At 65.2% G+C, this 22,111-nt stretch carries 25 protein-coding genes; 14 read left to right on the top strand and 11 right to left on the bottom strand.

The genetic code is table 11. The features are described 5' to 3' along the window. The first annotated feature begins 83 nt into the window (after positions 1 to 83). The 3 genes from Q6D67_RS08850 to paaN are packed head-to-tail and all read left to right on the top strand — an operon-like array spanning position 84 to position 3,631. The gene (locus tag Q6D67_RS08850) at positions 84 to 971 is read left to right on the top strand and encodes an adenylate/guanylate cyclase domain-containing protein (protein ID WP_304705239.1); all 888 of its coding nucleotides are present in this window, start codon (positions 84 to 86) and stop codon (positions 969 to 971) included. Between the two features lie 45 nt (positions 972 to 1,016). Next, positions 1,017 to 1,952 carry a helix-turn-helix domain-containing protein gene (locus tag Q6D67_RS08845; protein ID WP_304705238.1) on the top strand — a complete coding sequence of 312 codons (936 nt, stop codon included), beginning with the start codon at positions 1,017 to 1,019 and terminating at the stop codon, positions 1,950 to 1,952. Further along, positions 1,949 to 3,631: a phenylacetic acid degradation protein PaaN gene (gene paaN, locus Q6D67_RS08840; protein ID WP_304705237.1), complete on the top strand. Its 1,683-nt coding sequence runs from the start codon at positions 1,949 to 1,951 to the stop codon at positions 3,629 to 3,631. The genes Q6D67_RS08845 and paaN overlap by 4 nt, the downstream gene beginning before the upstream one ends. Before the next feature lie 10 nt (positions 3,632 to 3,641). Here paaN and Q6D67_RS08835 read toward each other — a convergent pair whose 3' ends face one another. Both Q6D67_RS08835 and Q6D67_RS08830 read right to left on the bottom strand, forming a co-directional pair. Next, positions 3,642 to 5,147 (bottom strand): YifB family Mg chelatase-like AAA ATPase, encoded by a 1,506-nt coding sequence (locus Q6D67_RS08835; protein ID WP_304705236.1) that lies wholly within the window; start codon positions 5,145 to 5,147, stop codon positions 3,642 to 3,644. Positions 5,148 to 5,183: 36 nt separating this feature from the next. Then, a complete protein-coding gene (locus tag Q6D67_RS08830) occupies positions 5,184 to 5,393 on the bottom strand; it encodes an accessory factor UbiK family protein (protein ID WP_304705235.1) in 210 nt (69 codons plus the stop codon). Between the two features lie 306 nt (positions 5,394 to 5,699). Here Q6D67_RS08830 and Q6D67_RS08825 point away from each other — a divergent pair, with 306 nt between their 5' ends. From Q6D67_RS08825 to glnK (Q6D67_RS08810), 4 genes are all read left to right on the top strand, one after another. Next, positions 5,700 to 6,377: a TorF family putative porin gene (locus Q6D67_RS08825; RefSeq protein ID WP_304705234.1), complete on the top strand. Its 678-nt coding sequence runs from the start codon at positions 5,700 to 5,702 to the stop codon at positions 6,375 to 6,377. A gap of 62 nt (positions 6,378 to 6,439) precedes the next feature. After that, complete coding sequence (glnK, locus tag Q6D67_RS08820) at positions 6,440 to 6,778, top strand: P-II family nitrogen regulator (protein WP_304705233.1); 339 nt, start codon at positions 6,440 to 6,442, stop codon at positions 6,776 to 6,778. Between the two features lie 33 nt (positions 6,779 to 6,811). Continuing rightward, on the top strand, positions 6,812 to 8,083 hold the full coding sequence (locus Q6D67_RS08815) for an ammonium transporter (RefSeq protein WP_304705232.1): 1,272 nt from the start codon (positions 6,812 to 6,814) through the stop codon (positions 8,081 to 8,083). A gap of 133 nt (positions 8,084 to 8,216) precedes the next feature. Then, positions 8,217 to 8,555, top strand: a complete 339-nt coding sequence (glnK, locus tag Q6D67_RS08810) for a P-II family nitrogen regulator (RefSeq protein ID WP_304705231.1) — start codon at positions 8,217 to 8,219, stop codon at positions 8,553 to 8,555. On the opposite strand, the gene Q6D67_RS08805 is transcribed toward glnK (Q6D67_RS08810), so the two are convergent. Together Q6D67_RS08805 and Q6D67_RS08800 are read right to left on the bottom strand one after the other, a co-directional pair. Continuing rightward, complete coding sequence (locus tag Q6D67_RS08805; RefSeq protein WP_304705230.1) at positions 8,548 to 8,886, bottom strand: PRC-barrel domain-containing protein; 339 nt, start codon at positions 8,884 to 8,886, stop codon at positions 8,548 to 8,550. The two genes, glnK (Q6D67_RS08810) and Q6D67_RS08805, sit on opposite strands and share 8 nt — an antisense overlap. Before the next feature lie 79 nt (positions 8,887 to 8,965). Continuing rightward, positions 8,966 to 9,280, bottom strand: coding sequence for a BON domain-containing protein (locus Q6D67_RS08800; protein WP_304705229.1), 315 nt, complete (start codon positions 9,278 to 9,280; stop codon positions 8,966 to 8,968). 248 nt (positions 9,281 to 9,528) lie between these two features. On the opposite strand from Q6D67_RS08800, the gene Q6D67_RS08795 reads away from it, so the two are divergent. Further along, complete coding sequence (locus Q6D67_RS08795; protein ID WP_304705228.1) at positions 9,529 to 9,987, top strand: PRC-barrel domain-containing protein; 459 nt, start codon at positions 9,529 to 9,531, stop codon at positions 9,985 to 9,987. Positions 9,988 to 10,048: 61 nt separating this feature from the next. On the opposite strand, the gene Q6D67_RS08790 is transcribed toward Q6D67_RS08795, so the two are convergent. From Q6D67_RS08790 to Q6D67_RS08765, 6 genes are read right to left on the bottom strand one after another with little or no spacing between them, the layout of a single operon-like run. Further along, complete coding sequence (locus tag Q6D67_RS08790; protein WP_304705227.1) at positions 10,049 to 10,762, bottom strand: HAD family hydrolase; 714 nt, start codon at positions 10,760 to 10,762, stop codon at positions 10,049 to 10,051. Between the two features lie 4 nt (positions 10,763 to 10,766). Beyond that, entirely contained in the window at positions 10,767 to 11,681 is a 915-nt protein-coding gene (gene xerC / locus Q6D67_RS08785) for a tyrosine recombinase XerC (protein ID WP_304705226.1), read from the bottom strand. Continuing rightward, complete coding sequence (locus Q6D67_RS08780; protein ID WP_304705225.1) at positions 11,681 to 12,388, bottom strand: DUF484 family protein; 708 nt, start codon at positions 12,386 to 12,388, stop codon at positions 11,681 to 11,683. The genes xerC and Q6D67_RS08780 overlap by 1 nt, the downstream gene beginning before the upstream one ends. A gap of 40 nt (positions 12,389 to 12,428) precedes the next feature. After that, complete coding sequence (gene dapF / locus Q6D67_RS08775) at positions 12,429 to 13,259, bottom strand: diaminopimelate epimerase (protein WP_304705224.1); 831 nt, start codon at positions 13,257 to 13,259, stop codon at positions 12,429 to 12,431. Positions 13,260 to 13,274: 15 nt separating this feature from the next. Further along, the gene (lysA, locus tag Q6D67_RS08770) at positions 13,275 to 14,525 is read right to left on the bottom strand and encodes a diaminopimelate decarboxylase (protein ID WP_304705223.1); all 1,251 of its coding nucleotides are present in this window, start codon (positions 14,523 to 14,525) and stop codon (positions 13,275 to 13,277) included. 8 nt (positions 14,526 to 14,533) lie between these two features. Further along, entirely contained in the window at positions 14,534 to 14,713 is a 180-nt protein-coding gene (locus tag Q6D67_RS08765; protein WP_304705222.1) for a lipoprotein, read from the bottom strand. A gap of 108 nt (positions 14,714 to 14,821) precedes the next feature. Between Q6D67_RS08765 and Q6D67_RS08760 the strand changes: the two genes are divergently transcribed. Next, on the top strand, positions 14,822 to 15,805 hold the full coding sequence (locus Q6D67_RS08760) for a DUF3187 family protein (RefSeq protein WP_304705221.1): 984 nt from the start codon (positions 14,822 to 14,824) through the stop codon (positions 15,803 to 15,805). Here Q6D67_RS08760 and argH read toward each other — a convergent pair. Continuing rightward, on the bottom strand, positions 15,802 to 17,202 hold the full coding sequence (gene argH / locus Q6D67_RS08755) for an argininosuccinate lyase (protein ID WP_304705220.1): 1,401 nt from the start codon (positions 17,200 to 17,202) through the stop codon (positions 15,802 to 15,804). The genes Q6D67_RS08760 and argH overlap by 4 nt on opposite strands. A gap of 115 nt (positions 17,203 to 17,317) precedes the next feature. Here argH and Q6D67_RS08750 point away from each other — a divergent pair, with 115 nt between their 5' ends. The 5 genes from Q6D67_RS08750 (at position 17,318) to Q6D67_RS08730 (ending at position 22,108) form a co-directional block, all read left to right on the top strand. Next, positions 17,318 to 18,379 carry a sensor histidine kinase gene (locus tag Q6D67_RS08750; protein WP_304705219.1) on the top strand — a complete coding sequence of 354 codons (1,062 nt, stop codon included), beginning with the start codon at positions 17,318 to 17,320 and terminating at the stop codon, positions 18,377 to 18,379. Beyond that, a complete protein-coding gene (locus Q6D67_RS08745) occupies positions 18,376 to 19,104 on the top strand; it encodes a LytTR family DNA-binding domain-containing protein (protein ID WP_304705218.1) in 729 nt (242 codons plus the stop codon). The genes Q6D67_RS08750 and Q6D67_RS08745 overlap by 4 nt, the downstream gene beginning before the upstream one ends. 78 nt (positions 19,105 to 19,182) lie before the next feature. Further along, positions 19,183 to 20,115, top strand: coding sequence for a hydroxymethylbilane synthase (gene hemC, locus Q6D67_RS08740; protein WP_304705217.1), 933 nt, complete (start codon positions 19,183 to 19,185; stop codon positions 20,113 to 20,115). Next, complete coding sequence (locus tag Q6D67_RS08735) at positions 20,105 to 20,878, top strand: uroporphyrinogen-III synthase (protein WP_304705216.1); 774 nt, start codon at positions 20,105 to 20,107, stop codon at positions 20,876 to 20,878. Before hemC ends, Q6D67_RS08735 begins: the two co-directional genes overlap by 11 nt. Further along, complete coding sequence (locus Q6D67_RS08730; protein WP_304705215.1) at positions 20,879 to 22,108, top strand: uroporphyrinogen-III C-methyltransferase; 1,230 nt, start codon at positions 20,879 to 20,881, stop codon at positions 22,106 to 22,108. Positions 22,109 to 22,111 lie beyond the last annotated feature (3 nt).

Genomic DNA, 22,111 nt, shown 5'->3' with positions numbered 1-22,111 from the left:
GCCGCGAGGCAGCCCGGGTTGCCGGGTTGCCTCCCCGCCGGGGCGGTGGAGGTGAGTCCCGCTTTCGCCTATCATCCGCGTCAATGAATCGCGCACCCCTCACCATTGTCTTCGCTGATATCAGCGGCAGCACGCGTCTGTTTGAACAGCGAGGCGATGAGGTGGCGCGGGAGATGATCCAGACGCTGCTGAGCGTGTGCGCGGAGGTGGTGGCAGCTCACCATGGCGAAGTGGTCAAGACTATCGGCGACGAGATCATGGCCACCTTTTCCTGTGCCGACCAGGGCGTCGCGGCGGCGATTGAGATGCAGCGTCGCATCAGTGGGGAGGCAGTCTGCCGCCGTGAGCGTCTGGCCCTGCGCATTGGCCTGCACCATGGGGACGTGCTGCAGGAAGAGCACGATGTGTTCGGCGTGGCGGTGAATATCGCCGCCCGCATGACCAGCCTGGCCAAGCGCGAGCAGATCATTACCACCGCGGAGTCCGTGCGCGGCCTTGGCCCTGACACTGTCCGGGCGCGTAGCCTGGGCAAGGCGCGGATGCCCGGCAAACGGCAGTTACTGGATATCGTCGACATTGTCTGGAAGGACGACACGACCAACGTCACCAGCTTTCAGGGCCCGGCAGCCCTTGCCGAAACCCGCCACGACACCCGGCTGGCCCTGGACTACCGCGATCACACGGTAACGCTGGGCGAATTCAGCCAGCCGCTGGTGCTGGGGCGCGATGCCACGGCGGACGTGGTGGTGGAGGCCGAATGGGTTTCCCGCCACCACGCCACCCTCGAATACCGGCGCGGTTTTTTCGTGCTGGCGGACGCATCCACCAACGGTACTTTTGTGTATCTGGACGACGACGATGCCGTCTTCGTGCATCGCGATGAACTCCTGTTGCGCGGCGCTGGCAGCATCAGTCTGGGGCAGTCGCGCGATCTGGACGCCGCCCTGGTGCTCCACTTCAACTGTAGCTGAAAGCGTGCCTACAGAGCTTCCATTTGCCCTGCAGGAGGGGCCGCCATGCACCAGTTGAGGACCCGCGCCAGTTCCATCAACCGGGCCCTCGACCAGATCGGTGACAAATGGTGCATCCTGATCATCCAGGAGGTGTTCTGGGGCATCAACACCTTCAGCGGCATGCTCGAGGCGACCGGAGTTTCCCGGGGAGTGCTCTCCAACCGCCTCAAGTGGCTGCAATCCGTGGACTGCCTGCGCAAGCGCGCCGCGGGTGGGGACCCTCGCCATCCTGTGTATCATCTGACCCGCAAGTCGATAGATCTTTATCAGCATGCCCTGATGGCCGTGGTGTGGGAGGAGAAACATCACCCGCCACCACCAGACGGCAAGGTGTATCTGCTGCATCGCAGCTGTGGCCAGCCGCTGCAGCCGCGCCTGCGCTGCAGTAGCTGCCGCCGCGACGTACATGGCCGGGACGTCAGCTATCACCCCGGTCCCGGCGCCACCCGGGATGTCCGCGACAAGAAGGTGCGCCGGCGCTCGTCCCTGTCTGCCATCGAGGTGCCCGGTGAGCACAGCGTCTACCGCAACCTGATCAACCTGGTCGGCGACCGCTGGACCGCCAACGTGATTGCCCTGGCCTTTCACGGCCTGCAGCGCTTCGACGAGTTTCACAAGGAATTGCCGGTGGCGACCAATATTCTCTCGGATCGGATGCGTTTCCTGGTGCGCAAGGGTGTGTTTGCCACCCAACCCTACCAGCAGCGCCCGGTGCGCTATGCCTACGAGTTGACCGAAAAGGGCTGGGATCTGTTTCCCTACTTCCTGACCCTGCTGCAGTGGGGCGATAAATGGTGCGATGCCACCGGTGCCGGCCGTCCCATGTGCCTGACCCACACCCTCTGCGGCGAGAACCTGCATGGCGAAGTGGTCTGTAACCACTGCGGCGAAGAGCTGCGCGCCCATCACGTCGATTTCACCATTGGAGACTCCGCATGACTGCCCTGTTGCAAAAACACCAGGATCTGTTGACCAAGGCCCTGGACGCCTGTGCCCACCGCTACGCCTGGAGCGGCTGGCCAGAGAACCCCAGCAGCAAGATCCACGGCGAGGAAAAGCCCGCCGCCGGTCTGGCGCGCTTCGAGAGCCTGCTGGGGCAGCATTTTCCGCTGCTGCAGCCAGGCGAGATCGGCCGTGTCGGCGAGGAAGTCTCGCCCTATACCGGTGAGCCACTGGGCGTGCGCTACCCACAGATGGACCCGCAAGGGCTGTTCGCTGCCATCAATGTCGCGCGCCCTGGCTGGGCCGCGGCCAGCCCGGAAGCACGGGTGGGGGTGTGCCTGGAAATTCTCCAGCGCTGTGGCGAGCAGTTGTTCGAAAATGCCCATGCCACCATGCACACCTCCGGCCAGTCCTACGTCATGGCCTTTGCCGGCAGCGGTGCCAACGCTCTGGACCGGGGTCTGGAAGCGCTGGCCTATGCCCACAAGGCGATGCAGGATGTACCCGCCACCGCGCACTGGGAACGGCAGTTCGGCCGCGATGGTGTGGCCAGTCTGGAGAAACGCTATCGGTTGCTGCCGCGGGGCATCGGCGTGGTGGTGTGTTGCGCCACCTTCCCGCTGTGGAACACGTACCCGGCACTCTGCGCCTCGCTGGCTACCGGCAATCCGGTGATCCTCAAGCCGCATCCGGCGGCAACCCTGCCGGTGGCCATGGTGGCAAAGGTCTGTCGCGAGGTGCTGGCGGAGGCGGGTTTTGACCCCAACCTGGTGACCCTGGCGGCAGACACGCGGGCGGAGCCCGCGACCCTGCCCCTGGTCCAGCATCCCGACACCGCCATCATCGACTTCACCGGCAGCCCCCGCTTTGGCAGTTGGCTGGAGCAGAACTGCCCGGGCAAGCTGGTCTACACCGAGACCGCGGGTTGCAACTCGGTGGTGCTGGAGTCCACCGACGACCTCACCGCCACCGCCCGGGCGATTGCCCACTCCCTGTGCCAGGCTTCGGCGCAGATGTGTACCAGCGTGCAGAATATCCACATCCCTGCGGCGGGCATCCAGGTTGGGGGTGAGACCGTCTCGCATGCGGATGTGGCGCAGGCCATCTGTGCCGCGGTGGACCACTGGCTGGCGGAGCCGCGCGCGGCGGCGACACTCTGCGGCACCCTGTTCGACCCCACAGTGCAGGCCAATGTGGATCGCTATCGCGAACTGGCGGGGGGCCGGATCCTGCGTGACTCTGCGCCCTACGACAATCCGGGCTTCCCCGCGGCGCGCACTGCCACCCCGCTGGTGATCGCGGCGACCGAGGCCGACCGGGACTGGTACCGGCAGGAAGTCTTTGGCCCGGTGTCATTCATCATCGCCAACGACAGCCTGGAGGCCTGCCTGGCGGACGCCACCGGCAATGCCCGCGACTGCGGCGCCATCACCTCCCACGTCTACTCCACGGACCCGGCCTTTCTGGGCCGGGCGGTGGACGCCTATCACGCCGCCGGCGCCTCGGTGGCCTGCAACCTGACCGGCATGCCGATCAATTTTGCCGCGGCCTATTCCGATTTCCATGTCACCGGGCTCAACCCGGCGGGCAATGCCTGTCTCGCCGACCTCGCCTTCGTCAGTAACCGCTTCCGCATCGTCCAGAGCAAGTTCATGGGGGTGGCGCCAGCGGCCTGAGTGTCCTGCCTCAGGGCCGCGCGGCCTGCTGCCGGAAGGCCAGTGCCTCGGCGATGTGACCGCAGTCGATGGTGGCAACTCCGGCCATGTCCGCCAGGGTGCGCGCGACCCGCAGGCTGCGGTGCAGGCCGCGCCCCGACAGGTGCATGGCGTCGGCGGCCTGCTCCAACTGGCGCCGCGCCGCCGGCTGCAGGCGGCAAAGCTCCCGGAACTGCTCATCGGACAACACGGCATTGGTGCAGCCCTGCCGTTCCAGCTGGCAGCTGCGCGCCGCGATAACCCGCAGTCGTACCGACTCTGAACTTTCCCCCGCCGTTCTCTCCCGCAGCAGGCTTGCGGCATCCAGTCGCGGCACCTCCGCGTGCAGGTCAATCCGGTCCAGCAGCGGTCCTGACAGGCGCTGGCGATAGCGCTGGATCTGGTCCGGGCTGCAGCGGCAGGGCTGCTGGTCGTCGCCGTGGAATCCGCAGGGGCAGGGGTTCATGGCGGCGACGAGCTGGAAGCGGGCCGGGTAAGTGAACTTGTGGTTGGCTCGCGACAGGGTGATGGCGGCGGCCTCCATTGGCTCGCGCAGCATCTCCAGCACCTGGCGGCTGAATTCGGGCAGCTCGTCCAAAAACAGTACCCCGCCGTGGGCGAGGCTGGCCTCACCGGGCCGGGGGCGGGCACCACCGCCCACCAGGGCCGCGGCGCTCGCGCTGTGGTGCGGGCTGCGGAAGGGGCGCTGCCCCAGATGCTCCAGGCTGGTGCTGTCATAGAAGCTGTGCAGAGCGGCGCAGGTCAGGGCCTCCTCCGGGTCCGGTGGCGGCAGGATCCCGGGCAGTCGGCTCGCGAGCAGGGTCTTGCCGGTCCCGGGCGGGCCGCACAGCAGCAGGTTGTGACCGCCGCTGGCGGCGACTTCGAGCCCGCGGCGAGCCAGGCTCTGGCCGGCCACGTCCGCAAGGTCGGGGTAGTGCACCGCAGAGTCCCGCAGCGGGTTGGTGGGCGGGGTCGGCGGCAGCGGCTGGCGGCCGTTGAGATGCGCACACAGGGTCAGCAGATCCACGGCGCCGATGATCCGGCTGCCCGGCACCACTGCGGCCAGGGCTGCGTTGTCTGCCGGCGTCACCAGCCTGCGTGCCGCGGCCGTGCAGGCCTGGGCTGCCGGGATGATACCGGGGATAGGGCGGATTGCGCCGCCGAGAGCCAGTTCACCGATGAATTCGTGGCCCGGGAGACTGGCGGCGGGAAGCTGGCCGGAGGCGGCCAGGATGCCGAGAGCAATGGGCAGATCAAAACGCCCGCCCTCCTTGGGCAGGTCTGCCGGCGCCAGGTTCACCGTGATGCGCCGGTCCGGAAACTCGAAATGGGAATTCTGCAGGGCACAGCGAACACGGTCACGGCTCTCGCGCACCGCGGTCTCCGGCAACCCGACGATGTTGAACGCAGGCAGGCCATTGCCAAGATGGGTCTCCACCTGCACCAGGGGCGCGGCAATGCCGACCCCGGCGCGGCTGTAGATAACTGACAGTTCCATGGCTCATCCTTGAGCTCGCCCCGCAGGGGCTGACCGTTAGTTGTTTGCTTGCCGGGCTTCGAATTCCCTGGTCAAGCCTTCCAGCTCCGCCTCCAGGTCCGCGACCCGTGCCCGGGTGCGCGCAAGGATGGCCGCCTGGGCATCGAATTCTTCCCGGCTCACCATCTCCAGCTTGCCCAGTGCCGACTGGGCCAGGCCGTTCATCTGTTGCAGGATGTCGCCCAGCGGTGGGGGTTTCAGGGCCATGGCGCGCGTGTCCTCGAAGCAGTAATAGCACGACCAGTGTAGTGCAATTGCCGGGTCGGGCACAGATCATCTCTGTGCACCAATGATGGGCAATGCATTGAAATGGTGCGCGCCACTTGCGCTCGTAGCGTCTGCCAGCGCACAGACAAGCCGGCGATGTTTATCCAACCCAATGTTTTTAATAGATTTTTGTTCTCCTGGCACAGGGCCTGCTTAAGGCCTGTTGCGAATCTGAAAAATGTGTCACGGAAGTGATCCCAGGCCAGGACCTGCAGCTTCCGGACACCAACCCAAGGAGAATGAAACATGTTGCACAAGAAACTGCTTCCCGCTTCCATCGCCGCTGTCGTGCTGCTGGGTGCTGCTTCTGCCCAGGCCGAGATCGGCGCCAACGTGACCCTGGCAACGGACTACACCTTCCGCGGCATCTCCCAGACCGGCGAGCGCGGGGCCATCCAGGGCGGCTTCGACTGGGCCGGTGAGACCGGGCTGTACGCTGGCATCTGGGGGTCCAATATCAACTTTGGCGGCGACGCCTCCACCGAGATGGACTACTACGGCGGGTTCGCCGGCGAAACCGGCGGCGGCCTGGGCTACGACATCGGTTTCATCTACTACGACTACGAGAACGAGCCGGAATTCGACTATCTCGAGTTTGCGCTCGGCTTGAGCTACGCGGATTTCAGCGTTGGCGTCAACTACTCCGATGAGTTCGGCGATGGCGGCCCCACCTACATCTACTACTCCGCGGGCTACTCCATGAGCCTCAGTGAGCAGTTCAGCGTCGGCTTCAATATCGGTTACACCGACACCGACCAGGACGATTTCTGGGAGGACGGTGCCGATACCTATATGGACTACGGTATCACCCTGGGCTACAGCGCCTACGAGCTGGACTTCGCCCTCGCCTTCATCGGTACCGACCTCGACGATGTCGATGCCGCCGATGATCGCGTCGTGTTCTCCATCTCGAAGAGCTTCTGAGCGCGTCGGGATCGACCCCAATGGCGCCCTCCGGGGCGCCCTGTTGAAACCAGGAGATTTGCATGAAATTAATCACGGCTATCGTCAAGCCATTCAAACTGGACGATGTACGCGAAGCGCTCTCGGAGATAGGTGTGCAGGGCATCACTGTGACCGAGGTCAAGGGCTTTGGTCGCCAGAAAGGCCACACCGAGCTGTATCGCGGCGCCGAGTATGTCGTCGACTTCCTCCCGAAGGTCAAGATCGAAGTGGCCGTCGCCGAGGCCATGGCTGAGCAAACCATCGAAGCCATAACCAAAGCGGCCAACACCGGCAAGATCGGTGACGGCAAGGTGTTCGTGTCGACACTGGAACAGGTGATACGGATTCGAACCGGCGAGACCGGCGAAGACGCCATCTGAAACCAACGCGACTAACAGACGAGAGTAAATCCCATGGAAAACCAGATTTTTGAATTACAGTATGCGATGGACACCTTCTACTTTCTGGTGTGCGGCGCGCTGGTGATGTGGATGGCGGCTGGCTTCGCCATGCTGGAAGCGGGCCTCGTGCGTGCCAAAAACACTACCGAAATTCTCACCAAGAACGTGGCCCTGTACGCGGTGGCCTGCACCATGTACCTGATTTGCGGGTACCAGTTCATGTACGACGGGGGTTTCTTCCTGTCCGGCGTGACCACGGTAGCGCAGATGGACGAAGCGGCGATTGCCGCGGTACTGGCGGATTCCGCGGAAGCGGGTTTCGACGGCGACTCGGTGTACTCCGGCGCCTCGGACTTCTTCTTCCAGGTGGTATTTGTCGCCACCGCCATGTCCATCGTCTCCGGTGCCGTGGCCGAGCGCATGAAGCTGTGGGCCTTCCTGGCCTTTGCGGTAGTCATGACCGGTGTCATCTACCCGATCGAGGGCGGCTGGACCTGGGGTGGCAAGCCGGTACCCTTTATCGGTGAACTGAGCTACAGCGACTACGCCGGCTCCGGAATCGTGCACCTCGCTGGCGCTGCTGCGGCCCTGGCCGGTGTCCTGCTGCTGGGCGCACGGAAAGGCAAGTACGCTGCCGACGGGTCGGTACGCGCCATCCCCGGTGCCAACATGCCGCTGGCGACCCTGGGCACATTCATCCTGTGGATGGGCTGGTTCGGCTTCAACGGTGGTTCCACCCTCAAGCTGGGCGGTATCGGGGTTGCCAACGAAGTTGCCAACGTGTTCCTGAACACCAATGCCGCCGCCGCCGGCGGTCTGATTGCAGCCCTGCTGTTGTCTCGCCTCGTCTTTGGCAAGGCGGACCTGACCATGGCCCTGAACGGCGCACTCGCAGGCCTGGTAGCCATCACCGCCGAACCGGCTGACCCCTCGCCCCTGTTGGCGATGATCATCGGTGCGATCGGTGGTGCGATCGTGGTGGGCAGCATCGTGGCCATGGACAAGATCAAGATCGACGATCCGGTTGGTGCCATCTCCGTCCACGGCGTGGTCGGCATCTGGGGCATTTTCGCGGTGCTGCTGTCGGATCCTGACGCGACCTTCATGGGTCAGCTGGTCGGCATGCTGGTCATCTTCGTCTGGGTCTTTGGCGCCAGCCTGATTACCTGGGGCATCCTCAAGGCTGTCATGGGTATCCGGGTCACTGAGGAAGAGGAGTACGAAGGGGTGGATATGTCCGAGTGCGGTATGGAAGCCTACCCGGAGTTCGTCGCCCAGAAATAGTCACCGTCTTGCGGGCGCATTGCTGCAATGCGTGCTTTGGGGGCCTTCGGGCCCCCTTTTTTGTGTCCGCCCCTTGCGATTCTGCGCCCGGCTTTCATAATGAGTTCTTTTTGGAACGAGCTGGAGCATCGCGATGAAACTGGTCACTGCCATTATCAAGCCCTTCAAGATGGACGATGTGCGCGCCGCCCTGTCAGATATCGGGGTGCAGGGCATTACCGTGACCGAGGTCAAGGGTTTCGGGCGCCAGCGCGGCCACACCGAGCTCTATCGCGGGGCCGAGTATGTAGTGGACTTTCTGCCGAAACTGAAACTGGAAATTGCCGTCAGCGAAGACCAGCTCGACGCGACAATTGAGGCCATTATCAAGGCCGCCAATACGGGCAAGATAGGTGATGGCAAGATTTTCGTGACGGAGATGGAGCAGGTGATCCGAATTCGCACCGGTGAAACCGGGGAAGACGCTATCTGAAACCGGGGCCGATGAACAGCCGGTTCATTGCAGGCTCTCTCAATCTGATATCTTCAAGTTCCATGTCCAGAAGCAAGTATTTTTCAGTGATGTGAAATGCGAATTCGGGCCGAGGTACCGGGAGGATATGACTTCCCACGCCGAGAAAGCCGCCATAGGACAGGAAAATGCAGGCAATGTTGCCATGCTCCACATCCATAAGGACTTCCTTGATGACTCCCAGCTTGTCATTCTGGTAGTTGAATACCGCACAACCAACGAGGCTGTCTGCCGTCAGGCTGTTGGTCCCGTTCAAGGGTGGTGTGTTGGTGCCGGTGAATGCCTGCAGCATGTTATTCTCCCGGTTGGTAACAAGCCCGGTTGTCAGCTCCCAGGCTGTCCGTGCCCGGGAGAGACACCGGTTGATGTACCTATTTAAGTTTCATATCGTTATTAACCGACTTTACACCCTCGACGTCCCGGGCAAGACGAACGGCCTGGTTAATGTCTGCCTGTGAGCTGACGAAGCCGCTCAGCTGGACCACTCCCTTGAAGGTTTCGACGTTGATCTCTGCACTCTTGAGGTTGTCATCGGCGAAGATTGCAGCCTTCACTTTGGTGGTGATCACAGTGTCATCGAAATATTCGCCGGTGCCTTCCTGGTCAGAGGTAGATGCGCAGCCGACCAGCAGTGCCAGCATTGCGGCCAGGATGAAGGTCGGAAAACTTTTCATTGAAATATTCATGTATAAAACTCTTGGTGGGTTTTGCCGGATGCAGTTTGAGTCACTGCCCTACTGCCGCAGATACAAAGTTGGTGCTGCGCAGAGGGCTTATAGTCAGGTGTGATCCCGGTATCAGTCGGTACGCTGCCGCACAGACGCGAGCATGCGCCTGGTAGATGATGGCCCCTGCATTCTTGATTGGAAGGGTAGTTTCCCCGTCAGGTTTGTCTGGCGTGCAAAGTGGCATGCTGGGACAAGGAGAAGCTGCAATGAAAAAATTTACTGACCTGGCACTGGCCGCAGCGGTCGCCTCGGTGACCTTTTTGGGTTCCGGGATTGCCGCCGCACAGGTGCCCGGGAACGAGGCTGATCGTGGGGCCGTGGTTACAGATCCGGTTGTCGGTGACGAGTCAGGTGGCGGAGGCGAGCATGAATATCCCGCCATCAAGTCCAGGTCCGGCTTTTACGCTGCTGACCTCATCGGCCACAGGGTCCAGAATCGTCGCAGTGGCAAGGAGGTGGGCCAAGTGTCCAACCTGGTGATCGACAAGGACGGCAATGTCACTGCGATCCTGGTGAGCCGCAGTGACATGAAGGGTGGCGGCCAGCGGAATGTCGCCATTGACTGGGATCAGATGGATCGCGTCGTTGAAGGCGATGACATCACGCTCACTATTGATATGGATGAGAAAGCGTTGGAGGCACTGCCCGAGCACGCGCCCAACTAAACACAGGTTTTAACGGTTCCCCTTTACGGAGGTACTTATGTGCCTCCGTTTTTTTTGTTTTTCACGCTCCGGGGCTGTCAATGCTGCGGATGGCCGCAGGCAACTCACTCAGCCGCAGAACTTCTGCATCGGGGGCGATGTCGGCACGGTTCCAGGAAGCTCCCTGCAGGTTGACCCAGACAGTGCGCAGGCCAACGCGGCTGGCTCCCACGATGTCATGCTCCGGGTTATCCCCCACGTGTACGATCTGCCCGGGCTCCACCCCGGTTTTCGCCAGTGCCGCCCGGAACATGTCCGGGGCGGGCTTGCTTGCGCCAATCTCCTCCGCCAGGAACGCGAAATCAAAGTACTCGGCGGCATCGGTCTTGTAGATATCGGCATTGCCGTTGGTGAGCGCCCCGAGCCGGTAGCTGCCGGCCAGTTGCCGCAGGATGTCCAGTGCTTCCTCGTACAGCTCCACCTTGTGGCGCTCCTCCAGGAAGGCGGCAAAGGCGCCCAGGGCGCCGCGCTCACTGTCCGCCTCGCTGTATCCCGCGGCCCGCTGTAGTTCCCCGAGCATGCGGATACGCATCTGGCTGACGTGGTGGGCCAGCTCGGGGTGGCGTTTCCACACGGCTTTCTTGAACTCCCACAAGCTGTCGTGATCGTGGTGTTCGATGCAGCCGGGGCGATACCGGAGCAGCCATTCGCGCTGGGCCTGCTCCGCACGAAGCAGGGCGGGCTCCACGTCCCAGAGCGTGTTGTCCAGATCAAAGGTGATGACGGCGATCTTCAAGGTCTCAGTCCGGCTTGGCCTTGCGGCGCCTGGCCCGCGGATGGGCCGCATCGTAGACCTTGGCAAGGTGCTGGAAGTCCAGATGGGTGTAGATCTGGGTGGTGGCGATATTGGCGTGCCCCAGCAGTTCCTGTACCGCGCGCAGGTCACCGCTGGATTCCAGCATGTGACTGGCGAAAGAGTGGCGCAGCATGTGTGGATGCACGTCCTGGTACATGCCCGCGCGGCGGCCCTGCAGCTTGAGCCGCGCCTGGACATTGCGCACGCTGATACGCTGGCCGCGGTTGCTGGTAAACAGGGCCGGCTCGGCACTGGGTGGGCGCACCGCCAGCCAGTGGCCGATTGCCGTCAGGGCTACGGAACCAACGGGGATGGTGCGGGTCTTGCGGCCCTTGCCGGTCACGGTCACCAGTTGCGCCGGGTGATCGATATCATCCAGATTGATTGCCACCAGTTCCGCCAGGCGCAGGCCGGAGGAATAGAATAGCTCGGCGATCGCACTGTCGCGCAGGGCCATGGGGTCGTCGGCGGCAAACTGCAGGTACTTGTTGACCTGGTCCGCATCCAGGGTCTTGGGCAGGCGCCGGGACTGGCGCGGTGCCTGCACCGCGGCGGCGGGATTGCGGCTGTGGCCCTGCTCCCGGCCCAGGTAGTTGAAGAAGGAGCGCGCCGCCGACAGCGCCCGCTGGATGCTGCTGCCAGCGAGGCCGTGGCGGTGCAGCTGGCTCACCCAGCCGCGGATATCGGCCTCGTGAATGGCGCCGGCATCATCGCACCGGCGCGCGGCGCAGTAGTCCACCAGGGAGAGCAGGTCACGCTGATAGTTGCTGATGGTATGTGGAGACAGTTGCCGCACATCCCGCAAATAACTGATGAAGGCAGCGCTGGCATCCGCCAGTAGCATGGCCGCGCCGGGCATCAGTCGCCGGAGTCGGCACGGAGGTGTGGCAGCAGGCGCACCAGCACCTCGGCGATGTGCTGCAGGAACAGGGTGCCCATGCTGCTGCTGTAGCGGTGGGCGTCGGAGCTGCCCACCGCGATTACGCCAAGCTCCTCGCCACCGACCAGGGGCATGACCGCCGCGGAGCCGACCGCACCGGCATCGGGGAACAGGTACTTCAGCTCTTCCTTGCGCAGCGGGCCGCACAGCGCCTTGCGGCCGCGCAGCAGGGCACCGATTTCGATGCGCGCGCGCTCGGCACTTTCGACCCGGACACCCTCTGGAGCCTGGTGCCTGTCGCCGAACAGGATGATGCTGGCGTGCTCCACCTCGAAGTCTTCGTGCATGGCCGTGGTAAAGGCCGCACAGAGGGCGGGCAGGGATGGTGCGTCCAGCAGCGCCAGCACCAGGCGCCGGGTCTGCTCATAGAGCCGGTCGTTGTGGCGGGCGTTGGCGGTGAGAACATTGAGGCGCTGGCGCATCTCGATATTGCGTTCCCGCAGCACGCTGACCTGTTTTTCCACCAGCGACACCGCGCTGCCGGAGGCGTGGGACACATGCAGGAAGTCCAGCATGTCCGGATGGCGCTGGAGGAAATCGCTGTGGTTTTTCAGGTACTCCCGCACCGCCTCATCGCTGAACTCGGGGCTGGCCAAGGGGACTGCCGTTTCCTTTCTCGCTGGCATGGTCTGTTATCTCTCCGCTTCCACTGGCCGCAGCGCGGCGTCAGATTTTTATACTGCCTTCAAACACGACGGCGGTGGGCCCGGTCAGGGTGACGGGATGGCCCGCACCGGCCCAGGTGATCTCAAGCTTACCGCCGGCCAGCTGCACTGTCACGGTATCCCGCAGCCAGCCGCGCAGTATCCCGTACACGGCCGCGGCGCAGGCGCCAGTGCCGCAGGCAAGGGTCTCGCCGGCGCCGCGCTCATGCACCCGCAGGCGGACCTCCGTGTCAGAGACTACTTGCATGAAACCGACGTTGACCCGCTGCGGAAAATCCGGGTGGCGCTCAATGGCGGGCCCCAGGGTGGCGACTGCCGCCGTGTCCACGTCATCCACCGTTAGTACAGCGTGGGGGTTGCCCATGGACAGGGCGCCGATCTCCAGCAGCCGGCCGGCGACGGTAAGGGGGTAGTGATCTGCCTGCGCTGCGGCGGCGAACGGGATGGCGGCGGGGGCAAACACCGGCACGCCCATATCCACCTCGACCCGGTGCTTGTCACGCACCCGCAGTTCCAGTACGCCGCCCGCAGTCTGGACGCGGATGACGCGCTTGCCGGTGAGCTGCTTGTCGCGCACGAAACGGGCAAAGCAGCGGGCGCCGTTGCCGCAGTTTTCTACCTCGCTGCCATCGGCGTTGAAGATCCGGTAGCGGAAATCCACATCCGGGCTGTCCGGGGGCTCGACCAGCAACACCTGGTCGCAGCCGATGCCGAAATGGCGGTCTGCAAGCAGGCGGATATCCTGCTCCCGCGGCCGGTAGCGCTGGCTGATCAGGTCGATGACCACAAAGTCATTGCCCGCGCCGTGCATCTTGGTGAAGTTCAGCAGCATTCCGACACCACCGGTTCAGGCCGGGAGACGGCTTTCCAGCCGCAACAAGTCGTCCAGGGTTTCCCGTGCCCGCACTTGGTACACGGCAGCGCCGTCGACCATGACCTCGGTAGCGCGGGGCCGGCTGTTGTAGTTCGAACTCATGCTGAAGCCGTAGGCACCGGCACCAAAAACTGCCAGCAGGGAGCCCTGGGCCAGGGTCAGCTGCCGCTGCTTGCCGAGGAAATCCCCGGTCTCGCACACCGGGCCGACAATGTCCCACAGCGCCGACACCCCTTCAGTGGCCGGGTGGCTGGGCCGAATGTCCAGCCAGGCCTGGTACAGGGCGGGGCGGATCATGTCGTTCATGCCCGCATCCACCAGCGCGAAGTGGTGCTCCGGTGTTTGCTTGAGATATTCCACCCGGGTCAGCAGCAGGCCGGCGTTGGCGCAGATCGAGCGGCCCGGCTCGAACACCAGCGGCAGCTGCCGCTCACCCAGTTCGGTGCGAATGGCGGCGATGTAGTCGGCGATCGCCGGCGGCTCCTCGTCCCGGTAGCGCACCCCGAGGCCGCCACCCAGATCCAGATGGCGGATGGCAATGCCCTCCGCTGCCAGTTCGTCTACCAGCAGCAGCAGGCGCCGCAGGGCGTCGATAAAGGGGTTCAATTCGGTGAGCTGGGACCCGATATGGCAGTCCAGGCCCAGCACATCGATGTGCGGCAACGTCGCGGCCCGGCGATACAGGGGCAGGGCGTCGGCCACGCCCAGGCCGAACTTGTTTTCCCGCAGGCCGGTGGAGATATAGGGGTGGGTGCGGGCGTCGACGTCCGGGTTGACCCGGATGGATACAGGGGCCAGCTTGTTCGTGTTGCCGGCGACGCGATTCAGTACCTCCAGCTCTGCGGCGGATTCGACGTTGAAGCAGTGAATGCCCAGCTCCAGTGCGCGCGCCATTTCCTCCGCGGTCTTGGCGACACCGGAAAAAACGGTCTTGGCCGGGTCGCCGCCCGCGGCCAGCACCCGCTCCAGTTCGCCCACGGAGACGATGTCAAAGCCCGCGCCCTGACGCGCCAGCACGTCCAGCACAGCAATATTGGAATTGGCCTTGACCGCGTAGCAGATCAGGTGGGGCCAGTCCGCCAGCGCGTTCTGGTAGGCGCGCAAGGCCGACTCCAGGGCGCCCCGGGAATAGACGTAGCAGGGTGTACCGAACCGGGCCGCGATGTCGTCGACGCTGACCTGCTCGGCGTACAGCACGCCGTCGCGATAGTGGAAGCTGCTCATGATCTGGATTATCCGTTGCGGTCCGCTGCCGCCGCGGGCGCAGCTTCTGTGTCATCCGTTTGCGGCTGTGGCTCAGCAATTGGTGCCGGCGCTTCCCCGGGCGGCAGTTGCAGGGGCCCGGTCTGGCCGCAGCCCGCCGCGGCTAGCAGCGCCAGGGCGAGAGCAGTAGTGGGCAACAGGGTGCGCATGGGAGCTTAGTCCGGCTTCAAAAAAGGCGCAGTATACCTGAATCTGCGGCAGAATCTGTCACCTGCCCGTTGTACTATCCGGGCATAAAACAGTCGGGGAGAGCATGGATGTACGAGCAGAAACGGCAGTTGGCCGGGCTTTTGGGGTGCCTGCTGGCTCTGCCATTTCCCGCCGCGGCTTCTGAACCGCTATACGCGAAGAACCTCAGCCCGGTTGCCGGCCTGCTCGGGCTGCCGTCGCCGCGAGCGGTGGAACTCGCCACACCCGGCGGCTGGCAGTTCGCCGCCCACGCCGGCATCGCCAGCCAGTTCGCGGTGGACAGCAACAGCCGCGAGGCGGTGAACCTGGACGGCGAGACCTGGCGCCTCGCTTTCGACCTTCGCTACGGCCTGGCTGAACACTGGGAACTGCAATTGGAGCTGCCCGTGCTGAGCCAGGATGGCGGCTCCCTGGACGGCCTGATTGACGGTTGGCACGATCTCTGGGGCATGCCGGACGGTGGTCGCAAGGACGTAGCCCGGGACCTGCTGGACTATCGCTACGGGTCGGCCTCCGGCAGCTTTGCCCTGCAGGATTCCTCCGGCGGCATCGGCGATATCACCCTGGCGCTGCACCGCGCCCTGTACCGCGACGACAGCTGGCAGCTCAGCGCCGGGGCCGGCTACAAATTTGCCAGCGGCCGGGAGCGGGATTTCCTCGGCAGCGGCGCAGAGGACGCCTTCGTGGTGTTGCGCGCTCAGCGCTCAGCGCCCGGCAGCCGCCTTGGCTGGCAGGGGCAGGCGGGTTACCTGCGCGCGGGTCGCTCGGGCCTGCTGGGCCCTGCCCAGGAGCGGGATCTGTGGTTTGCCGGCGTGGGAGTGGCTTGGGCCTGGCTGGATTCGCTGTCCCTGCTGCTGCAGGTTGATAGCCACAGCGCACCGCTGGACAGCGGCCTGACCGCGTTGGGCGGAACCGCCCTGCTGCTGACCGCAGGCGCGCGCTGGCGCTTCAGCCCGGACTGGGCGCTGGACCTCGCTTTTGCCGAAGACATCCGGGTGGAGACTGCGCCGGACGTGACTTTCCAGGCCAGCTTGCGCTACCGTCCGCGCTAGCTCCGGGCATCCACCCGGGCCAGGGCGCGCCCGGCCGCGGCCGCCACCTGTTGCGGCGCAGTGCCTCCCAGGTGATTGCGCGCGGCTACCGAACCTTCCAGCGTCAGTACCTCGAATACGTCGGCGCCGATATCCGGGCTGAATCCCTGCAGTGTTGCCAGACTCATGTCGGCGAGGTCGGTGCCGCTGGCCACGCCGTGGGCCACGGCCTTGCCCACTACTTCGTGGGCATCGCGGAAGGGCAGGCCTGTGCGCACCAGGTAGTCGGCCAGGTCGGTGGCGGTGGAAAAGCCGCGCCGCGCCGCCTCGCGCATCGGTTCGGCTTTCGGTCGGATCGCCGGCACCATGTCGGCGAAGGCCCGCAGGCTGCCCAGCACCGTGTCTATGGTGTCGAACAGGGGCTCCTTGTCCTCCTGATTGTCCTTGTTATAGGCCAGCGGCTGGCTCTTCATCAGGGTCAGCAGGGACACCAGGTGGCCGTTGACCCGGCCTACCTTGCCACGCACCAGTTCCGGCACGTCGGGGTTCTTTTTCTGCGGCATGATCGATGAGCCGGTGCAGAAGCGGTCCGGCAGCTCGATGAAATTGAACTGGGCGGAAGTCCACAGGACCAGCTCCTCCGAGACTCGCGACAGGTGGGTCATCAGCAGCGCGGCAAAAGCGCAGAATTCGATGGCGAAGTCGCGGTCGGACACGGAGTCCAGGGAATTCTCGGTGGGGCGGTCGAAGTCCAGCGCCCTGGCGGTCAGCTCCCGGTCGATGGGGTACGTGGTGCCTGCCAGCGCCGCGGCGCCCAGCGGCGACTGGTTGAGCCGGGCGCGGCAGTCCATGAGGCGGCCATGGTCCCGCTCCAGCATCTCGTTCCAGGCCAGCAGGTGATGGCCAAACACCACCGGCTGCGCGGTCTGCAAATGGGTGAAGCCGGGCATGATGGTGTCGCAGTTGTCGGCGGCCAGCGCAATCGTGCCGCGCTGCAGGCGGGTGAGTTCGGCGCCGATAAGGTCGATGGCACTGCGCAGGTGCAGGCGGATGTCGGTGGCCACCTGGTCGTTACGCGAGCGCCCGGTGTGCAGCTTCTTGCCGGTGTTGCCGATGAGCTGGGTCAGCCGCGATTCGATGTTCATGTGCACATCTTCCAGCTCTACTGACCACTGGAACTCGCCGTCCGCGATTTCCTCGCGTATCTGCCCCAGGCCCTGGTGAATCTGCTGTCGTTCCTCCTCGCTGAGTACGCCGACGGCACAGAGCATGTCGGCGTGAGCCAGGGAGCCGCGAATGTCCTCCTCCGCCAGGCGCTGGTCGAACTGCACCGACGCGGTAAACCGCTGGACGAACTGATCGGTGGCCTCGGTGAAGCGTCCGCCCCACAATTTGCTGGTATCCGTATGCTTGCTCATGCTGTCCTGTCTGTTGTCCCTGGGGCCCGGAGGCGTGCGATTGCGGTATGGCTGGCGCTTGTTCCCGCCGCGCAAGGGTGCAAGTATACCATCGGCGAAGGCAGGGATTGTGCAGATGCGGGATGCGAGGGAACAGCAGGCAGTAGCCGCGGGTGCGCGAGCTTCCGGCGAGTTCTTTATTCCCGACCTCTGCGCACCACGGCCGGTATTTTTTCTGGTGCTGCTGTCGGAACTGGTGGTATTGATCCACACCCTGGCGGTCAGCCAGCTGCCGATCTTCGACTGGACGGTGTTTGCCACCGGGTCGCTGCTGGTGCAGTGGCTGGTGTTGTCCAGCGCGGCGCTGCTGTGTGCCTTGCGCAGCTGGTTTGCCCGCCGCAGCCTGGCCGTGGCCGCTGCGGGCAGCATCGTGCTGGTGCTGCTGGTGACGGCCCTGTCCAGCGAACTGGTCATCCGCTTCTACCCCCAGTGGCTGGGTGCAGGGGAGCAGCGTTGGTGGCTGCTGCGCAACCTGCTGGTGGCGGCGCTGGTGGCGGGTATCGCCCTGCGCTATTTTTATCTGCAGCAGCAGTTGACCCTGCGCGAGCGCTCCGAGCTGCAGGCGCGGCTGGATTCCATGCAGGCCCAGATCCGCCCGCATTTCCTGTTCAATACCCTCAACAGCATCGCCAGCCTGATTGCGTCGTATCCCGAGCGTGCCGAGGAGGCGGTGGAAGATCTGGCCGAACTGTTCCGGGCCAGCCTGCGCCAGTCCGGGCGGGACGCCACAGTGGCCGACGAGCTGCGCCTGTGCGAGCTTTACCTGGGCATCGAGCAGCTGCGTCTGGGTGAGCGCCTGCGGCTGGAGTGGCAAATCGAGGAGGGCCTGGCAGCGCTGCCCATGCCCGGCCTGGTATTGCAACCGTTGGTGGAGAACGCGGTCTACCACGGCGTGTCGCTGATACCCGCGGGCGGGACGGTCAGCGTGCGCCTGACGCGGCAGGGCCGCGAGCTGCTTGCGGTGGTTGAGAATCCCGTACCGGAACGCCCGGGCGCCAGCAACGGTGAGCAGATGGCGCTCAATAACATTGAGCAGCGCCTGCAGGCATTGTTCGGGGATGGGGCCAGCCTGCAGCGGGTGGCGGTCCCGGGATACTTCCGGGTAGAGCTGCGCTATCCCCTGGAAGCGTCGGCGTGAAGATCCTGCTGGTGGACGACGAAGCGCTGGCCCGCGAGCGCCTGCGGCGGCTGCTGGGCAAGTTGCGCCCGGACGCGGCCGTGCTGGAGGCGGCTTCCGGCGACGAGGCGCTGGCGCTGTTGGCGCGGGAAGAACCTTCCCTGCTGCTGCTGGACATCCGCATGCCGGGGATGGACGGGATGGGAGTTGCGGCGGAGCTGGACCGGCTGCCACAGCCTCCGGCCGTGATCTTCTGCACCGCCTACGATGAATATGCGCTGGAAGCCCTGCAGCACCAGGCCGTCGCCTACCTGCTGAAACCTGTGCGGGAGGCGGAGCTGGCCCGGGCACTGGCGGGCGCCGGGCGGGTGAACCGGGTGCAACTGGCGGCCCTGGCCGGCGGCGATGCGCCGGGGCGTAGCCAGGTCAGCAGCAACGGCCACCGGGGTGTTGAATCCCTGGCTATCGCCGAGGTGCGCTGTTTTCTTGCCGGGCAAAAGTATGTGACCGCCATCGCCCCGGGCCGCGAGCTGTTGCTGCAGGATGCGCTCAAGGATCTGGAGCGGGAACTGGCGGCGGATTTCATCCGCGTCCATCGCAACGCGCTGGTGGCCCTGGCCCACATCCGGCGCCTGCGCCGGGAGGCGGACGGTTCCTGGTGGGTGGAACTGGACGGCGTGGCCACCCGGCCCCAGGTCAGCCGCCGCCATCTGGCCGCGGTCAAGGCGCGGTTGCAGCAAGGCTAGTACCCTGACACGGGCGCGAGGTCGCCGCACCGTGAGGGTGCTGTTATGATTCCGGTTCAGAACAAGGAACCGTTGCGCATGCCTCGCACCATCACGATTGCCACCCGAGAAAGCCCGCTTGCCCTGTGGCAGGCTGAATTTGTCCGCGACGCCCTGCAAGGGGCACATCCAGGCCTGCAGGTTGAGCTGCTGGGCATGACCTCCCGCGGCGACCAGCTGTTGGATGTGCCGCTGTCGAAAGTGGGCGGCAAGGCCCTGTTCGTCAAGGAGCTGGAAACGGCGCTGCTGGACCGCAGCGCGGATATCGCGGTGCACTCCATGAAAGATGTGCCCATGACCTTCCCCGAGGGCCTTTGCCTGGGCGTGATCTGCGCCCGCGAGGATCCGCGGGACGCCTTTGTCAGCAATCATTTCGACAGCGTTGCCGTATTGCCGATCGGCAGTGTGGTTGGCACTTCCAGCCTGCGTCGGGAGTGCCAGCTCCGGGCCGCCCGCCCGGACCTGGAAATCCGTTTTCTCCGCGGCAATGTCAACACGCGCCTGCGCAAGCTCGACGCTGGCGAGTACGACGCCATTGTGCTCGCCACCGCGGGCCTGGTGCGGCTGGAGATGGAGGGCCGCATCCGCCAGCGGATGGCCGTTGCCGACTCTCTGCCCGCCGGCGGCCAGGGCGCGGTGGGCATCGAGCTGCGCAGTGGCGACAGCGAGCTGCTGGCCCTGCTGCAGGCGCTGCACCACGAACCGACCTCCCTCCGGGTCACCGCCGAGCGCGCCCTCAACAAGCGTTTGGAAGGCGGCTGCCAGGTTCCGATTGCCTGCTACGCCGAGCTGGAGTCGAGTGACACTGAACTGTGGCTGCGCGGCCTGGTGGGCAGACCGGACGGCAGCCTGCTGCTGCGGGCTGAGGGGCGGGCGCCGGTCGCGGAGGCCGAGGCGCTCGGGGTGGCGCTGGCCGAGGACCTGCTGGCACAGGGCGCCGGGGCCATTCTGGCGGAGGTGTATGGCAGTTAGGAGCGTACTGGTTACGCGCCCGGCAGGGCAGGGGGACGCGCTCTGCCAGGGTATAAACGCGCGCGGGTTTCGCGCCCAGCAGCTGCCGCTGCTGGTGTTGGAGCCGCTCACCGAGCTGCCCGCCGCGGAGCGCAGCCGGGTGCTGGCACTGGACGAATTCCGCCATATCATTTTCATCAGCGCCAATGCGGTGCGTTTCGGTATGCCGGTAATCGAGAATTTCTGGCCGCAACTGCCGCTGGGTCTCAACTGGTATGCGGTCGGCGACGGCACTGCGCGGGCGCTGGCTGCTTTCGGGGTGACCGCGCAGACGCCCGGCCCCGAGATGACCAGCGAGGGCCTGCTGGCACTGCCCGGCTTGCGCAATTGTGGCGGCGAGCGGGTGCTGCTGGTCAAGGGCGAAGGCGGGCGCGACGCTCTGGCGCGGGAACTGGCGGCGCGCGGCGCGCGGGTGGAAACCCTGGCTTGTTACCGGCGGGTGGTACCGGCCCTGGCGCCCGGGGAGTTCGCCGCCGCGCTGGCGCGCTGGGACATCGGGCTGATCATGATCAGCAGCGGCGAGGGGCTGGCCAATATGTTGGCGTTGCTTAGCCCGGAAGAAACCTCTAACTTACAGAATGTACGCCTGGTGTTGCCCTCCGCGCGGGTGGCGGAAGCAGCGGCAGCGGCGGGCTTCAGGCATTGTCTGGTTGCGGCCAATGCCTCTGACAACGCCATGTTGCGCGCCCTGGACGCATGGGTTGCGGACACGGGAGATGAGTGAGTGAACGAAGACAAAGATCCGGCACAGCGAGAACAGGCCGAACCCGCGCCCTTGCCCGCCAGCGAGCCGATGCCGGCCTCGGACGCGGCCGCCGTGGATACTGCCGCCGTGGATACTGCCGCAGTGGATACTGCCGCACAATCCTCCTCCGGCAAATCTGGCGGCGGCACCGGGGTCGCCTGGCTGGCACTGTTACTGGTGCTGGGCCTGGCCGGCGGCGCCGGCTGGTTGCTGTGGCTGGCACAGGAGCGTGAGGCGGATCTGCTGCAGCGGCTGGCGGCGCTGGAAGAGGATGACCGGTCGGCTCCAGCCCCTGCGGTCAGCGACGCTGACGTCAGTGGGGTGCGCGCCGGGGTGGAGGCGCTGGAGCGGCAGTTTGGCAGCCTGCAACCGCAGCTGCAGGCGCAGCGGCAAACTGAACAGCAGCAGCGGCAGGCCCTGCAGGAGCAGGCTGCGCGCCTGCAGACCCTGGAGGCCCAGTTGCGCGGGCAGCGCACGGAGCTGGCGAGCCTCAGCGGTGGCGACCAGAAGGCCTGGCTACTGGCGGAGGTCGAATACCTGCTGCGCCTGGCCAACCAGCGCCTGTTGATGGCGGGTGACGCGGTTTCCGCTCGCGGTTTGCTGCAGAGCGCCGACACCATCCTGCGCCAACTTGAGGATACCTCCCTGCACCCGGTCCGGCGCGCTGTGGCAGCGGATATTGCCGCCCTGCGGGCCCTGCCGGAGGTCGACACCGAGGGGCTCTATCTGCGCCTGTCGGCACTCGTGGACCAGGTCGCCGAGCTGGTGATTTTTGAACTGCCCGAGCGCGCAAGCGGCCCGGCAGCGGCGGCGGCCGACGGCTGGCAACAACGCTTGCGGCAGGGCTACGAAGAGGCCCTGCACACCCTGTCCCAGTACGTCACGGTACGGCGCCGGGAAATGCTCTTCGAGGCCCTGGTGGACCCACAGTGGGAGGCCCTGCTGCGCCAGAATCTGGTGATGCTGCTGCAGCAGGCCCAGGTGGCGCTGCTGTCCGGCAACCAGCCGCTGTACCACGCCAGCCTGCAGCGAGCCCGGCGCTGGCTCACCGAGTACTATCTCGCCGAAGAGGCGGCTACCGCGGCGACACGGGAACTGGATGATCTCGCGGCACAGGCGATTGCGGTGGAGCTGCCCGATATCTCCGGTTCACTGCGGGAGCTGGACGCGGTGATGGAACAGCGCCTGCAACGGGACGAGGGCGAGTAAGCG

Origin of the sequence: Haliea sp. E1-2-M8, assembly GCF_030649675.1 — a bacterium.
Lineage (GTDB): Bacteria > Pseudomonadota > Gammaproteobacteria > Pseudomonadales > Halieaceae > Haliea.
Note: the sequence above shows the minus strand (reverse complement) of the source record. Positions and strands in the feature narration are given on the sequence as shown.